This window comes from Psychrobacter sp. TPE 89C, assembly GCF_055522395.1.
Genome location: NZ_JBVFXW010000006.1, coordinates 1 through 14,522 on the forward strand (window position 1 = coordinate 1; position 14,522 = coordinate 14,522).

Here is a 14,522-nt window from a genome sequence, read left to right on the forward strand (position 1 = left end):
AAAACTTATATCCTTATAGTTTTTTATAAAATTAAGTAAAAACAGACAGTTAAAGGCAATCGAGAAAATTGCTTATGCCAAGTTAACCACTCGATAAGCGAATTCGTCACTAAGAGTCCAGCACACAAACTGCTAGCATATCTTTTATTATCCATAGGGTGATTTTCGAAATACGTCGGGCTGCAATATTAATAATAAAGTGCCCACTATTTTGCCAACGCCCAACCATCTATTAAGAAGAAAATCATGCAATCAGCCATACAATCAAAACTGTCTAATATCACCTTAAAAGTGGGTAGCGTACTGGCCGTTACGGTGCTCATAGCAGCTTGTAACTCGAATTCGCAAGACACATCGACAGCGGGAGACTCGCAAGATATTAGCTTATTGAATGTCTCTTATGATATATCACGTGATTTCTATAAAGACTACAACACTCTATTCAGTGCAAGTTATCAAAAAGAGCATCCAGGTAGCAAGATCAAGGTAAATCAGTCACATGGCGGATCAAGTAAGCAAGCACTGTCTATTGCCAATGGTTTGCAAGCAGATGTGGCAACCTTAAATCAAGAAAGCGATATGAACTTGTTGGTAGAAAAAGGGCTAGTAGCTACTGATTGGAAGCAGGCGTTCCCGAATAATGCGGTGCCTTATACCAGTACCATGGTGCTACTGGTCCGTAGCGGTAACCCAAAAAATATCAAAGACTGGTCAGATCTGGCACGCAATGATATCGATGTGGTCATACCAAACCCAAAAACCAGTGGTACAGCACGTTATGCCTTTTTGGGTGCTTATGGCTACGGTCTGCATCAATTCAAAGAAAGCGTGGAAATGCCTACCAAAACCGATGACTTTATTAAGAAGTTATTGGCAAACGTGGTCACTTATGACAATGGTGCGCGTGCGGCGACGACCAGCTTTACCCAGCGCGGGTTAGGGGATGTACTCATTACGACTGAAAATGAAGCACATTTGGCTGCCAAGGAATTTGCTAAAGGAAAAGTCGATATCGTTTATCCAAGCTACTCTATTGTGATTGCTAATCCAGTGGCGGTCGTCACAGCCGTTACGGATAAGAGCGGTAAAACAGATGCCGCAAGTGCTTACTTACAAGGTCTGTGGGACGTGCCTGCTCAGCAGCTCATGGCAGAGATGTATATGCGCCCTAGTAATGCAGAAGTGCTGGCTGCTCATAGAGACACATTGCCTGAGATTACGACTTTCGAGCCAGTGGCTGTCTTTGGTGCTTGGACGCAGATTATGGATACGTTCTTTGTCGATGGTGGACGATTCGATCAGCTGGCAAGTGTGAAAAAGTAGTCTGTAAAGCAATCTATAAAATCATGCATAACTTGCCAGCTATCAGGTAGAAAATACCGTCAATCTTATGTGCTTTTGAGTCTCTATAAATGAGGCGCTTCTAGTAGGATTTTGCCAACTGATTGATAAGTTTAACGTTACGGTCTTGTTATTCCGTTTTGGCAATAACATACGCATATTCATCATTAAACATAATAAGATGGCGCTGTTAGCATACTTGTATTACTTAACAGATATCTTTGAGGGATTTATGACATACGCTGTGCGCTATCAACAAAAAAGTAAAACACTGAACGTCTTAAGTATTGCCGGTGTTGCATTAACTTTGGGTCTGGTCGGCTGTAGCAACAGCGAGCAGACAGATGCAAGTGGTAGCGCAGCAACAGACACTCAAGATATCGAGTTGCTAAATGTCTCTTATGATGTGGCACGTGATTTTTACAAAGACTACAACCCATTATTCGTTGAGCATTACAAAGCTGAAAACCCAAACAGTAATATCCTAATCAAACAGTCACATGGTGGCTCAAGCAAACAGGCGCTGTCTGTCGCTAACGGTCTACAAGCAGACGTTGCCACTATGAACCAAGGGTCTGATATTGAGCTGCTTGAGAAAAAAGGCTTGGTTGAATCAGATTGGGAAAGCAAGTTCCCAGACAACGCCGTACCTTTTACCAGCACCATCGTATTTTTGGTACGTAAAGGCAACCCAAAAGGCATTAATGATTGGGAAGATTTGACCAAAGACGGTCTTGAGATCGTGATGGCAAACCCGAAAGTCACGGGTAATGGTCGTTATGCATTCTTAGGTGCTTATGGTTATGGTCTGCATGCTTTTAATCAAGATGAAACCAAGGCTAAAGGCTACGTCAAAGACATGCTCAAAAATGTCAAAGTTTATGAGAATGGTGGACGTGCTGCAACAACTACATTCGTTCAGCGTGGTATCGGTGACGTTTTGGTTACTTTTGAAAACGAAGCCAACCTTGCAGCAACTGATTTCGGCGCTGGTCAAGTCGATATCGTTTATCCAAAATACTCTATCAAATCAGAAAGCCCAGTGGCGATTGTCAAATCAGTAACGGATAAGAAAGGCACAACAGACGCAGCAAAAGCTTATTTGGATTACTTATGGAGCGAGCCGGCTCAACAGTTAGCCGCCAATCTATATCTACGTCCTAGCGTGCAAAGCGTGCTTGATAAAAATGGTGATAAATTACCACCAGTTGAAACGTTCCGCCCGAATGATGCCTTTGGTTCATGGGATGACATCATGGGTACATACTTCAGCGATGGTGGCGTGTTTGACCAACTGGCCATCAATGCACCGCAGTAGCAAATGACTAAGACAAGAATGATCACTGAGTAGCCATTTAGTAAAGGTGATTACTTTGCTATAAACCAGGTGATGTAGTCATTCATAAGAAATTCCATAAAGGACATGGTCGTACGCACTATGTCCTTTATACCGTAAGCATACTAATAATAAGTTCGATATAACATGGTCTTACGATAAGTACCATCAGTTGGGCAACAGGATATCACTATGAGTGCACCCACATCTTCTACCAGCAAACCCCTTCCTAAGAAAGGTTGGCTGACACGCTTGCGTCAACGCAATGTGCTGCCAGGGTTTGGTCTAAGCATGGGCATTACTGTTTTTAGCTTATCGCTATTGGTGGTGCTGCCGTTTGCCATGATGGCCTATACGACCACGCAGATGGGCTGGACGGGTTTTTGGGAAACCATCAGCCAACCGCAAGTGACTGCTGCTATCAAGCTGAGCTTATGGATGTCCTTTTTGGCGATGCTCACCAATATGGTGTTTGGTACATTGGTCGCTTGGGTGTTGGTACGTTATGAGTTTTGGGGCAAGTCCTTGATCAATGCCTTGGTTGATTTACCATTTGCTTTGCCAACGGCTGTCACTGGTATATCGCTTGCCACGCTGTATGCGCCTAACGGTCTGATGGGGCAGTGGTTTGCCAAATTCGATATTCAAGTGGCCTTTACACCGATAGGTATCTGGTTGGCCTTGGTCGTGGTCAGCTTCCCCTTTATCGTCCGTGCTGTGCAGCCAGTACTCGCTGAGCTATCGGTCGAGTTTGAAGAAGCGGCAGCTGTATTGGGTGCCAATCGTTTCACCACCTTCCGTAAAGTAATCTTGCCAGAGTTGCTACCAGCACTATTAATGGGCGCAGGTATGATGTTTGCCCGTGCGACGGGTGAGTATGGCTCAGTTATTTTTATCGCGGGCAATATTCCGATGCAGTCTGAGATTTTACCACTGATTATTATCAGTAAGCTTGAGCAGTTTGACATTCAAGGCGCCTCTGCGGTCGCACTATTTATGCTACTCATCTCATTTGTGATTTTATTAACCATTAATATTGTGCAGTGGAAGCTGTCGCGCCGTGTAGGAGCTCGCTAACATGCAAATATCTAACAGCTACGACTACCAAAGCAACGCGGCAACCAAAGACACGCCATGGATACGCCGTACCTTTATCGGTATCGCTGTGCTATTCATGGTTGTAATGCTAGTGATACCGTTGCTAGCGGTGTTCTATGAAGCCTTTAAAGGTGGCTGGCAGCTATATATCGCATCGCTAGTCGATCCTGAAGCGTTGCAAGCCATTAAGCTCACACTAATTACTGCTGCCATCGTCTTGCCGATTAATATGGTGATGGGCATCGCGATTGCATGGTTGGTCACCCGCTATCAGTTTAAAGGTAAGCAGTTGGTCACCACGTTACTTGATTTGCCATTTTCAGTGTCACCAGTGGTCGCAGGCTTGATGTTCATATTGCTGTTTGGGCTCAATTCTACGGTTGGTGGCTGGCTAGAAAGCATGGGGTTCCAAGTGATTTACGCCGTTCCTGGTATTGTCTTAGCGACGTTATTTGTCACTTTCCCTTTTGTCGCACGTGAGCTAATACCGCTGATGCAGACTCAAGGCGACAGTGAAGAGCAAGCAGCATTGACGTTGGGCGCGACTGGTTGGCAGACTTTTTGGCATGTGACGTTGCCAAATATCAAATGGGCACTGCTGTATGGTTTGATTTTGACCAATGCGCGGGCGATGGGTGAGTTTGGTGCTGTCAGTGTGGTATCAGGTCACATTCGCGGTGAGACCAATACCATGCCGCTATTAGTCGAGATTGCTTATAACGATTATAACTTTACTGCCGCTTTCGCTTTATCTAGCTTGCTTGCTGCGCTGGCTCTCGTGACGCTACTCATTCAGCAAATCATGACGAAGCTACAAGAGCGTAAGTTTGCTAAATCTGAGCGACTGGCCAATATACCTGAGCTATCAGTGAGTGCCAATGCTACGGTTGTTACGACTAAAAATAGCAGTGATAAATAAGTCACGATACGACAAAAGATATAATAAGAGATACTATTATGAGCATCGAGATTCGCAGCGTTAATAAAAAATTCGGTAATTTTACCGCCTTAGATAACATCAATATCACGGTGCCTACTGGCAAGCTGACCACACTACTAGGGCCTTCAGGCTGTGGTAAGACGACGCTATTGCGTATCATCGCTGGTCTTGAATATGCTGACTCAGGGCAAATATTGTTTGATGAGCTAGATGTGACCAATACGCCTGTGCAAAAACGTCATATTGGCTTCATGTTTCAGCACTATGCCTTATTTCGTCACAAAAACATCGCTGATAATGTCGCGTTTGGTCTGACGTTGCTACCAAAGCATGAGCGACCAAGCAAAGCTGACATCAATAAGCGTGTGGCCGAGCTGTTAGAGCTCGTACAGCTGCCACAAATTGCCAATGCCTATCCACATCAACTATCAGGTGGTCAGCGTCAGCGTATCGCACTGGCACGAGCACTCGCGGTCAAGCCAAAACTATTATTGCTTGATGAGCCGTTTGGTGCACTGGATGCCAAGGTGCGAAAAGAGCTACGCACTTGGTTGAAAAATATTCATCATGAGCTAGGTATCACCAGTATCATGGTCACACATGATCAAGAAGAAGCCCGTGCAGTATCTGATGAGATTGTTGTCATGAACCAAGGGCGAGTGGAGCAGGTAGGAACATCAGAAGAGCTGATACACCAGCCAGCCAGTGCCTTTATCAGTGAGTTTTTAGATCTGACATAATTGAATATGGCATAGCCATATTGCTAAAGCCACGTTACTAAAGACACATTACTAGAGTTATGTCATTACAGCCACATTCTCATAGTCACATTGTTAGCAGACATAAAAAAGACCTATGATAAATAGGTCTTTTTTGCGTCAAACGATGCCTCGGATTTTCTTAATACCAATCACATTTAGCCTACTTTTGGTAGTGCAACATCATTGGCAGATATTTGCTTATAAGTAATCTCTAGAACCTCTTGGCACCATGCTGGTAAATCATCGGCAACTTCATACCACATCCATGTACCATCACGTACACAGTTCAAAATACCTAATTTTTTCAAATGATTTAAATGACGCGATATCGTTGGTTGAGGTTGATCTAATATTTCTACTAGCTCTCCCACGCAACGTGACTGTTTATTAAAAAGAATTTGAAATATTTTTAAACGCGTTGGATCGGATAGAACTTTAAATAATTCAATTGGTCGTATCGTAAAATTATTATCAGACATAAAATAATCCCTATGGGGTTATTGTTGATAGATGGTCAATATAGCAGTAGTTATCTACAAAATCGATTAAAAAATAAGCCAAATTACAGTTTATCGTAAATTTACTACCATTCATCTATATCATAACATAAATATTTATATTCGCTTACATAGATTAATTCATGCAACATTCTTGCCAAGTTATACCTTTCCTCTAAAAAAACTTCGTTGTCATTAAAATATATCAAATACTATTGAAAATGATAATAGTTATCGTTATTATAGGTCAAGTAATAAATATGATTAATCAGTAGTTATTGAATAGTAATATTCATAGGAGCCAGTTCATGTACGTATGCATCTGCAATGACGTAAAAGAAAAGCAAATTAAAGCAGCTATTGCCTCAGGCATTGATACGCTTGATGGTTTAAAAGACACGCTTGATGTAGCGACTTGCTGTGGCTGCTGCGAACCTATGGTCAATGATTACTTAGAAGAGCACCATGCGAAACTTGATGTCTTAGCTTACGCCGTTTAAGCAGCATCAACTTTTAATATTAAAATCAACAATACGCTTTAGCATCACACAAAATATCTAACAGACTTCACTTACGCTTTAACTATTATATATAAAGGGTAAGTTGCAAGCGTCCGTATAACTTCGCTAATACACCTATTTTAAGCACCTCTAATAATCAGAATTAACGCTAGCTAATTATTGTTCTCAATTAGCATCTTATTCTTAGTTCCTAACGTTACAAGCGATATCAGAGCCGTTATGCTACTATATATGTCTGACGCTGTAAGGCATTTTGTTGGTTTTGATATCTACTACTCAGTTTGCTAATAACACTATCCTTGTATGGGTAATTATGAATGCATTGTGAGTGGTAAAGTATAAATAGGGGAGTATAAGTTATGATAGGTAGCCCAAAAGTCATTGATTATTTGAATTTCTTATTAGGTGGTGAGCTTGCCGCTCGTGATCAGTATTTTATTCATTCAGAAATGTATGCTGAGTGGCATTATGGCAAGTTGTATGATCGTATCCATCATGAGATGGCCGATGAAACATTGCATGCCCAAGCCATCATTCGCCGTATCTTAATGTTAAGTGGCACGCCTAAAATGACGGTTGACGCGATCAATATCGGCGCGACTGTTCCCGAAATGCTTCAGCTTGACCTTAATCTAGAGTATCAAGTACAGCAGCACTTAAAGGATGGCATTGCACTCTGTGAAGCAGAGCATGACTATGTCACACGTGAGATGCTGGTCGAACAACTAAAAGACACTGAAGAAGACCATGCTCATTGGCTTGAGCAACAACTGCGTCTAATTGATATGATTGGCCTGCCCAATTATCTACAAAGCCAAATGGCTGAAGTCACTCCTAATCTCATCTAACATTATGCTAGGGCGTGTCCTAGATAATTAGATGAATAATGTTTAGCTTAAATAATAAATGAATAGGGAGAGAGATAATGAAAGGGGATAAAGAGGTCATTCGCGCCTTAAACAAAGTACTTGGACAGTCGCTGATTGCTATTAATCAGTACTTCTTGCATGCTCGTATTGCGCGTCATTGGGGATTAGAAGCCCTTAATGAAAGCTTTTATAAGCAGTCTATTGCCGAAATGAAATGGTCTGATGATCTGATTGCACGGATTTTATTGCTAGGCGGTTTACCGAATTTGCAAGACTATGGCAAAATGTTCATCGCTGAAGATGTGCCTGAAATGATTGACTGTAATTTGCGTTTAGAAAAACAAAAATTTGCAATTATCACGGACGCCATCACGTTATGTGAGACAAAATCTGACTATGTATCTCGCCAGCTATTGGTTATCTTAAAAGATGGCAACGAAGAGTATGAAGACTGGTTAGACACGCAAGAAGATTTGATTAAGAGTGTTGGGGTGGAACGATACATCCAATCACAAATGAGTGATGACGACGCGCCGTAAGATGATATGATAGATAAATAGATCATATTTTCTAAACTTGCCAGCCTATGATTGGTCATAAACCAAAACATATGCTGGCATTTTTATGTCTGAAATTTGACAGACTCTATCCGGCACACTTTAATATAGACCGCGACCATCTTCAGGCTTTAGGCGTAAAAAGTACAATCCTGAGAGAATGGTTAAAATACCAAGTATCCAATAGGTGGTTTGGAATGCAGCCAAGGTATCTAGCTCGAACCTATCACGCAGCAAATTAAGTACTGCTGCACCAAAAGCAATACCGAAGCTAATTGCCAGCTGCTGATTGACCGCCATTAGGCTGTTGCCACTACTGGTCTGCGTGCCATGAAGGTCGCCAATAGTAATGGTATTCATCGCGCTGAACTGCATAGAATTACAAGCACCCATGACAGTCAAGATGGGTATGAACCACAGCCATTGTGATGCGTCATTGAACTGTGCCAATACGATGATAAGCGAACCCATAAAAAAGGTGTTGTAAACCAAAACAGTGCGATAGCTGTAACGCTGAATTATTTTACTTACCCATGGCTTGATTCCGATGGCACCTACAGCGATAGGAGCCAGTAACCAGCCCGCCTGTGAAGGTGAGTACTCAAACACCACCTGTAATAGTAACGGTAGTAGGAACGGAACCGCACTGATACCGAGTCGCGTGAATAAGTTACCCGTAATACCAATGCGGAAGGTACGGATGTCAAAGAGGCTCAAAGGAAACAGCGGCGCCTCCCGCTTTTTGGCATGCCAGATATAAGCCCCTATCAGTAGGCCAGCACCTAAACCACAGAACAATCCATAAAGCTCTCGCCCTGCCTGTGAGCCGAACTCTACTGCCAGCGTAAATCCACAAGCGGCTGCCGCAAACAATAAAAACCCTGTCCAATCAAGACGCTTGGTATCTTCAAATAATGCAGGCACGAGTTTTTTGCCCATAATAAAACCGACGATACCCATCGGAATATTAATCAAAAATATCCAGTGCCAGCTGGCATATTGTACGATATAACCACCCAATACTGGACCAACTAACGGCGCGACCAATGCCGGTATCACCGCAAAGTTCATCACCGTCAAGAGCTTGTTGCGAGGATAAGACTTAACCAATATCAAACGAGCCACAGGCGTCATCATCGCGCCACCAATACCTTGAACAATGCGTGAGCCAATCAAAAAATCTAGCGTAGGTGAGGCAGCGCAGAGTAAAGAGCCAATACAAAAAATGATGATGGCCGATAGAAATACCCGACGTGTGCCATATTTATCTGCTAAAAAACCACTGATAGGAATGAAGATAGCCAAGGTCAAGGCATAACTGATCACTGCCCATTGCATCTTCAGTGGCGACTCACCCAACGCCTGTGCCATTTGCGGTAAGGACGTGTTTAAAATAGTGGCGTCTAAAATCTGCATGAACAGCGCTACCGCTAGCACATAGGGTAAGTATTTATCTTGCGTTGGGGTTAGCGTTACCATGTAAATCTCATTGGATATCTGATTATAAAACAAGCAAAAAGTATATTAACGACTAGAGCGTTATAATAAAAGTGACTCAAGGTAACGGTGCGCTGTCAAAGCGGAAAAATAAAAAACCTAACCGCAATTACATTGATTACAAGAGAGGACTTTAATGTAGGGAGTGGTTGTCGTTATAGTAAGCACTCCCTACATTTATAAAAATAAACTGAGGATAAATTATGAGTCAGGATAATAATAAATATGTACCACCAAAAATTTGGACGCAAGATAAAGAAAGCGGTGGTAAGTTCGCCAACATCAATAGCCCGACAGCTGGCGCACGTTTTAATAAAGAGCTACCAGTAGGTAATGCGCCACTACAATTGTATTCGCTGAATACACCGAATGGCGTCAAGGTAAACATGCTACTAGAAGAGCTGGCCGAAATTGGTGTCAAAGGCGCTGAGTACGATGCGTATAAAGTTGACATTTCTGAGGGCGAGCAATTTGGCTCTGGCTTTGTGACAATAAACCCCAACTCAAAAATCCCAGCTTTGGTCGATCATTCTAACAGAAACGACGGTGAGCCTATTGCGATCTTTGAGTCTGGCGCCATCTTAATGTACTTAGCAGAAAAGTTTGGCAAATTTATCCCTTTATCGGCTAGCAAAGCGCGTGCCGACTGTCTGTCTTGGGTGATGTGGCAGATGGGTAGTGCGCCGTTTCTCGGCGGCGGCTTTGGACATTTCTATGCTTATGCACCCGAACCATTAGAGTACCCAATCAACCGCTATACGATGGAAGCCAAACGTCAGCTTGATGTACTTAATATCCATCTAAAAGACAACAAGTACATGTGTGGTAATGATGAGACGGATTACAATATCGCGGATATGCTCATTTGGTCATGGTATGGTCAGCTAGTGCTGGGTAAGCTTTACGATGCAGCAGAGTTTTTACAAGTAGATGATTATACTCACGTAAAACGTTGGGCAGAGGCTATTGCTGAGCGACCAGCGATTAAGCGTGCTGTAGAGTTGCCATTACAATCAATGGGTTAGCTATAATTAGAGAACGACTAAACTGCTACGGCGTTAGCCTTCCTACATGTACAATTTACAGTCGGCTGCCTTATACTATTTTAGCGTTCTTAGACCATAGCTGAGCAGTACACAGCGTAATAATAAGGCTGATAAGCGGATTGCTTATCAGCCTTATTTTATAGACGTTTATAGTCATCAAGTTCATAGTTATTCTGTATCTATATATGGTTATATTAAAATAATCATGTACTTGCCCGTTTACATAATAGTACATTAGTATAACAGATAGAAACATTGATACGTTAAGATAGCAGACACTGCCTTGATGGGTAAGTACTTGTACTGCTTCTATTGATGAGTAATGACTATGAATGATGACAACCGTAAGCTGATGGGTATATCACTACAGACAAGCACTGATCGCTTTGCTGTTTGCTATTCTCAGGTCAAGGCCGCGCAGGACCATCGACATATAGACGTCTCTCCATACTTACAGCCTAAAGATACCACTCGTCTAAGACTTAATTCTAAAAAAACAAAAAAGACACCCTTATTAATGATAAAAAATAAAATACGATTATCTTTATTTGCTGCTATCAGCACCACCTTATTTAGCACAGCAAGTATGGCACATTCTGGCGTTGAGCTGACCAGCCAAGATTGGCAAGTTGCTTGTGATAACACCCGTACGTGCCGGCTGGCAGGCTATCAAGCAGAAAACAATAGCGAATTCCCTATATCTGTATTACTCACACGCCGTGCAGGTGCGAATGCGAGCGTGGATGGCAAAGTAAAAATTGGCGGTGCCAAAGAAAGCTCATCTAAAGCCTTGATGAAACTGGGTAACCGTCACCGTATATCATTGTTTATTAATGACAAAGACTACGGTGAAACTCAGCCGTTTTCGGCCACAGCAGGCAGTGCCGAATTGACTAAAACACAAGTGACCGCACTGTTAGAGGCGCTGACCAAATCAAGCAATATCGAACTGGTACTGCGCAATTCACGTTGGCAGTTATCTGATAAAGGCGCTAGTGCCGTTATGCTCAAAGCGGACGAAGCACAGGGGCGAGTAGGGACATCGAGCGCTTTTATTGATCATGCTAGTGCGGTTAAACCTAATAGTGGTGTGTTAGCACCTAAAGCGGCACCCACATTACGTTTTGTCGCGCCTAAACCAAATGCCGCCGTGAATGATAAGAAAAAGTTTGTCATGAAGTCGTCGCAATTGGCCGCACTCATGAAAGGCACTATCAAAGATGTCGATGATGACTGCCCAAACTTGTCAGATAAATCACCATGGCGTGTTAGTCGCTTGAACAGCTCGAAATTAATAGCACAGCATGACTGTTGGACGAGTGCTTATAATACAGGGGCGGGTGCCTGGGTCATCAATGACACCAAACCTTACAATCCAACACTGGTAACGACCAACGCGACTGACTACGATAAAGGTATAGTCACTTCAGTACAAAAAGGTCGTGGTATCGGTGACTGCTTAACTAAGACTGATTGGATATGGACGGGAAAATCGTTTGAAAAAAGCCATCAGAGCAGTACTGGGCTGTGCCGCATGATTGAAGCAGGTGGGGCGTGGCAGCTACCGACCTACGTGACAGAAGTTAAAACAAGTAAATAGTATTGAATATAAACGATAACCTGCTGAATCATATCGATATTTAAACATCGAGCTGTTATTGGCTAAGTCTTATTTAATAATTATGTGAAAAAATAGGTACAGTTGTACTTTTATTATGATATACTACGTCGCCACGTTAGCTTATAGCTTTCGTGAATTATGAGATTGATAACATCGCCTGCGATTTTGGGTCTAGGATGACCATAAGTAATTGTTGCCGATGATTTTGTGTACTTAAATAACCTTTTAAAATATCCGTTATTTTTGACTCATATCTTATCTACTGTTCCATGAGTATGGATTAGATTGGTTGCTGTTTGCCTTTATCTGCTTTAGACAAAGCATCGATAATGCGCGTATATCAAGCAAGGATAAGACACTCGGCACTACCACCAAAATACGTCAGACAGCACGAACGCATTTATTGTAGAAACGACAGCTCTATTGGCTGGGTTTCTGATTATCGACACTCCTACAGTGGTCCGGTAATTCTTTAATAAAGGCAGCGTGGTGAACGGTTATCAGTGGTATGCATCAAGTTTGCTGAATTTACAGCAGCTTATACTTACCAAGGATTACTATGACTGACATCTTATCTGCAATCGCCGCTGAAAACGGTATCATCGAAAGCACAGACACCCCAAACACTGACACTCAAGCGGCTACTACTGACGCTGTTGACGAAAACCAAGTTACTTTTACTGATCTTGGCATCGCTAAGCCTATTCTAACTGCACTTGATCGCAGTGGTTACACCAACCCAACGCCTATCCAAGCACAAGCTATTCCTTTTGCTCTAGCAGGTCGTGACCTTCTATTGTCAGCGCAAACGGGTAGTGGTAAAACTGCCGCTTTCGTTATCCCAGTACTTGATCGTTTAAGCCGCGCTACTAGCTTTGACAAATTAACCAAAGCACTTATCCTAACGCCAACGCGTGAACTTGCTCAGCAAGTACATGACAGCGTTCGTACATATTCTAAAGATATGCGCGGTCTGTTCTGTGTACCACTAGTTGGCGGCGCACCGTACAATGGTCAGATCACTGCTTTGAAAAAAGGCGTTCAAGTTATCGTTGCAACTCCTGGTCGTTTACTTGACCATATCAATGCTGGTCGTGTTGATCTATCAAGCCTAGAAGTATTGGTACTTGATGAAGCTGACCGCATGCTAGACATGGGTTTTGCTGATGACATCAGTGACATCTTGCGCGCTGCTCCTACTGATCGTCAAACTATCATGTGTTCAGCCACTTGGGATGGCCCAGTAGGTAAAATCGCTGCCAGCTTCACTAAGAACCCTGAGCGTGTATCAATCAAAGTAGAATCTGCACACATCGAAGAAAAAGTATACTACTGTGATGATTTCGATCACAAAAACCGTTTACTTGACAAAATCGTTTGCCAGCAAGATATGGAACAGATCATTATCTTTGCTGCTACCAAACGTAGCACTGAAAAACTAGCAAAACAGTTACAAGAAGCTGGTCATAAGGCAAGCTTCCTACATGGTGACTTGCCACAAAGCAAGCGTAACCGTATCGTTCAAGACTTGCGTAATGGTAAAGTTAAAATCCTAGTAGCGACTGACGTTGCTGCTCGTGGTCTAGACATCCCAGCAATCTCGCACGTAATCAACTATGACTTGCCACGCCAAACTGAAGATTATGTCCATCGTATCGGTCGTTGTGGCCGTGCTGGTCGTACTGGTATCGCTATCAGCTTGTGTAGCATGGATGATCGTCCACAGCTTAACGCCATCAACCGTTATTTAGATCGCAAAATGGAAGTATGTATCATCGAAGGCATGGAGCCTAAGAAAACTTACGTACCTAGCGAAAACAAAGGTAATGGTCGTGGCCGTGGTCGTGGTCGCTCTAACGGTGGTGGTAATGGTCAAGGCCGTGGTCGTTCAAGCGGTGGCTATCAAGGTAATCCTGCTAATGCTCGTGGTCGTTCAAGCGACAGCTCATCAACTGGTCAACGCGCTAGCAATGACAGCGGTTATCAAGGTAAGCCACGTGACACGTCAGGCAAACCAAATGAGCGTTCAGGTGGCAAGCCTTATCAAGGTAAGCGCACTGGTGGCCCTAGCCGCGGTGATAGCACTGGCGTTCCACGTGGTGAGCGTGCTGCAACGGGTCGTGGTCGTCCAAGCGGCAGCCAAGGTCGTCCAGCTGGTCGTTCTGACAGCCGTGGCCAAGGTCGTCCAAACGGCGGCAACCGTGGTAACAACTCGTAATAACGCTATCGTTAACGGTTAATAACGATTTGAATAAAATCACTTAATTTAACCGTATAACCTAGCATTGAAGAGCCAGATACTTGTTATCTGGCTTTTTTGTGTCTGCTGACTTTGTTTTTGTCCGTTTTAATATTCTTCGAGCATAATTAATAGGATTAACTTAGCTAACAGAGTAAAAATTAGCTTTGTATTCGATAGTGGCTTGCACGTTTTTTTT

13 protein-coding genes are annotated in these 14,522 nt (G+C 43.0%); 11 read left to right on the forward strand and 2 right to left on the reverse strand.

Annotated features, from left to right (window positions below; all coding sequences use genetic code 11):
- Nucleotides 1–246 precede the first annotated feature (246 nt).
- From ACZW67_RS03315 to ACZW67_RS03335, 5 genes are all read left to right on the forward strand, one after another.
- Nucleotides 247–1,323, forward strand: coding sequence for a sulfate ABC transporter substrate-binding protein (locus ACZW67_RS03315; protein WP_465182146.1), 1,077 nt, complete (start codon nt 247–249; stop codon nt 1,321–1,323).
- 250 nt (nt 1,324–1,573) lie between these two features.
- Nucleotides 1,574–2,659: a sulfate ABC transporter substrate-binding protein gene (locus ACZW67_RS03320; RefSeq protein ID WP_352257586.1), complete on the forward strand. Its 1,086-nt coding sequence runs from the start codon at nt 1,574–1,576 to the stop codon at nt 2,657–2,659.
- Nucleotides 2,660–2,869: 210 nt separating this feature from the next.
- Nucleotides 2,870–3,754 (forward strand): sulfate ABC transporter permease subunit CysT, encoded by an 885-nt coding sequence (gene cysT / locus ACZW67_RS03325; RefSeq protein WP_110923496.1) that lies wholly within the window; start codon nt 2,870–2,872, stop codon nt 3,752–3,754.
- Between the two features lies 1 nt (nt 3,755).
- Entirely contained in the window at nt 3,756–4,694 is a 939-nt protein-coding gene (gene cysW / locus ACZW67_RS03330; RefSeq protein ID WP_465182147.1) for a sulfate ABC transporter permease subunit CysW, read from the forward strand.
- 38 nt (nt 4,695–4,732) lie between these two features.
- Complete coding sequence (locus tag ACZW67_RS03335) at nt 4,733–5,455, forward strand: sulfate/molybdate ABC transporter ATP-binding protein (RefSeq protein WP_194196572.1); 723 nt, start codon at nt 4,733–4,735, stop codon at nt 5,453–5,455.
- Between the two features lie 176 nt (nt 5,456–5,631).
- Here ACZW67_RS03335 and ACZW67_RS03340 read toward each other — a convergent pair whose 3' ends face one another.
- Nucleotides 5,632–5,955: an ArsR/SmtB family transcription factor gene (locus ACZW67_RS03340; protein ID WP_465182148.1), complete on the reverse strand. Its 324-nt coding sequence runs from the start codon at nt 5,953–5,955 to the stop codon at nt 5,632–5,634.
- 326 nt (nt 5,956–6,281) lie between these two features.
- Here ACZW67_RS03340 and ACZW67_RS03345 point away from each other — a divergent pair, with 326 nt between their 5' ends.
- The 3 genes from ACZW67_RS03345 to bfr (ACZW67_RS03355) all read left to right on the forward strand — a co-directional run bounded on the left by ACZW67_RS03345 (nt 6,282) and on the right by bfr (ACZW67_RS03355) (nt 7,902).
- Nucleotides 6,282–6,473, forward strand: a complete 192-nt coding sequence (locus tag ACZW67_RS03345) for a (2Fe-2S)-binding protein (protein ID WP_110923492.1) — start codon at nt 6,282–6,284, stop codon at nt 6,471–6,473.
- Between the two features lie 380 nt (nt 6,474–6,853).
- Nucleotides 6,854–7,342: a bacterioferritin gene (gene bfr, locus ACZW67_RS03350; protein WP_110923491.1), complete on the forward strand. Its 489-nt coding sequence runs from the start codon at nt 6,854–6,856 to the stop codon at nt 7,340–7,342.
- Nucleotides 7,343–7,419: 77 nt separating this feature from the next.
- Nucleotides 7,420–7,902, forward strand: coding sequence for a bacterioferritin (gene bfr / locus ACZW67_RS03355; RefSeq protein ID WP_197101164.1), 483 nt, complete (start codon nt 7,420–7,422; stop codon nt 7,900–7,902).
- A 120-nt stretch (nt 7,903–8,022) separates the two neighbouring features.
- On the opposite strand, the gene ACZW67_RS03360 is transcribed toward bfr (ACZW67_RS03355), so the two are convergent.
- The gene (locus ACZW67_RS03360) at nt 8,023–9,399 is read right to left on the reverse strand and encodes a DHA2 family efflux MFS transporter permease subunit (RefSeq protein WP_201589570.1); all 1,377 of its coding nucleotides are present in this window, start codon (nt 9,397–9,399) and stop codon (nt 8,023–8,025) included.
- Between the two features lie 221 nt (nt 9,400–9,620).
- On the opposite strand from ACZW67_RS03360, the gene yghU reads away from it, so the two are divergent.
- The 3 genes from yghU (at nt 9,621) to ACZW67_RS03375 (ending at nt 14,302) form a co-directional block, all read left to right on the forward strand.
- The gene (yghU, locus tag ACZW67_RS03365) at nt 9,621–10,442 is read left to right on the forward strand and encodes a glutathione-dependent disulfide-bond oxidoreductase (protein WP_110923488.1); all 822 of its coding nucleotides are present in this window, start codon (nt 9,621–9,623) and stop codon (nt 10,440–10,442) included.
- Between the two features lie 349 nt (nt 10,443–10,791).
- Complete coding sequence (locus ACZW67_RS03370) at nt 10,792–12,063, forward strand: DUF1176 domain-containing protein (RefSeq protein ID WP_465182149.1); 1,272 nt, start codon at nt 10,792–10,794, stop codon at nt 12,061–12,063.
- A gap of 580 nt (nt 12,064–12,643) precedes the next feature.
- Nucleotides 12,644–14,302: a DEAD/DEAH box helicase CsdA gene (locus ACZW67_RS03375; protein WP_194196565.1), complete on the forward strand. Its 1,659-nt coding sequence runs from the start codon at nt 12,644–12,646 to the stop codon at nt 14,300–14,302.
- Nucleotides 14,303–14,522 lie beyond the last annotated feature (220 nt).

Bases quoted from the DNA above. Each gene is read 5' to 3' on its own strand.
- ACZW67_RS03345 (WP_110923492.1), top strand. From the start codon at position 6,282: ATGTACGTATGCATCTGCAATGACGTAAAAGAAAAGCAAATTAAAGCA.
- ACZW67_RS03360 (WP_201589570.1), bottom strand. From the start codon at position 9,399: ATGGTAACGCTAACCCCAACGCAAGATAAATACTTACCCTATGTGCTA.
- ACZW67_RS03375 (WP_194196565.1), top strand. From the start codon at position 12,644: ATGACTGACATCTTATCTGCAATCGCCGCTGAAAACGGTATCATCGAA.
- bfr (WP_110923491.1), top strand. From the start codon at position 6,854: ATGATAGGTAGCCCAAAAGTCATTGATTATTTGAATTTCTTATTAGGT.
- yghU (WP_110923488.1), top strand. From the start codon at position 9,621: ATGAGTCAGGATAATAATAAATATGTACCACCAAAAATTTGGACGCAA.
- ACZW67_RS03320 (WP_352257586.1), top strand. From the start codon at position 1,574: ATGACATACGCTGTGCGCTATCAACAAAAAAGTAAAACACTGAACGTC.
- bfr (WP_197101164.1), top strand. From the start codon at position 7,420: ATGAAAGGGGATAAAGAGGTCATTCGCGCCTTAAACAAAGTACTTGGA.
- ACZW67_RS03335 (WP_194196572.1), top strand. From the start codon at position 4,733: ATGAGCATCGAGATTCGCAGCGTTAATAAAAAATTCGGTAATTTTACC.
- cysT (WP_110923496.1), top strand. From the start codon at position 2,870: ATGAGTGCACCCACATCTTCTACCAGCAAACCCCTTCCTAAGAAAGGT.
- ACZW67_RS03340 (WP_465182148.1), bottom strand. From the start codon at position 5,955: ATGTCTGATAATAATTTTACGATACGACCAATTGAATTATTTAAAGTT.
- ACZW67_RS03315 (WP_465182146.1), top strand. From the start codon at position 247: ATGCAATCAGCCATACAATCAAAACTGTCTAATATCACCTTAAAAGTG.
- cysW (WP_465182147.1), top strand. From the start codon at position 3,756: ATGCAAATATCTAACAGCTACGACTACCAAAGCAACGCGGCAACCAAA.
- ACZW67_RS03370 (WP_465182149.1), top strand. From the start codon at position 10,792: ATGAATGATGACAACCGTAAGCTGATGGGTATATCACTACAGACAAGC.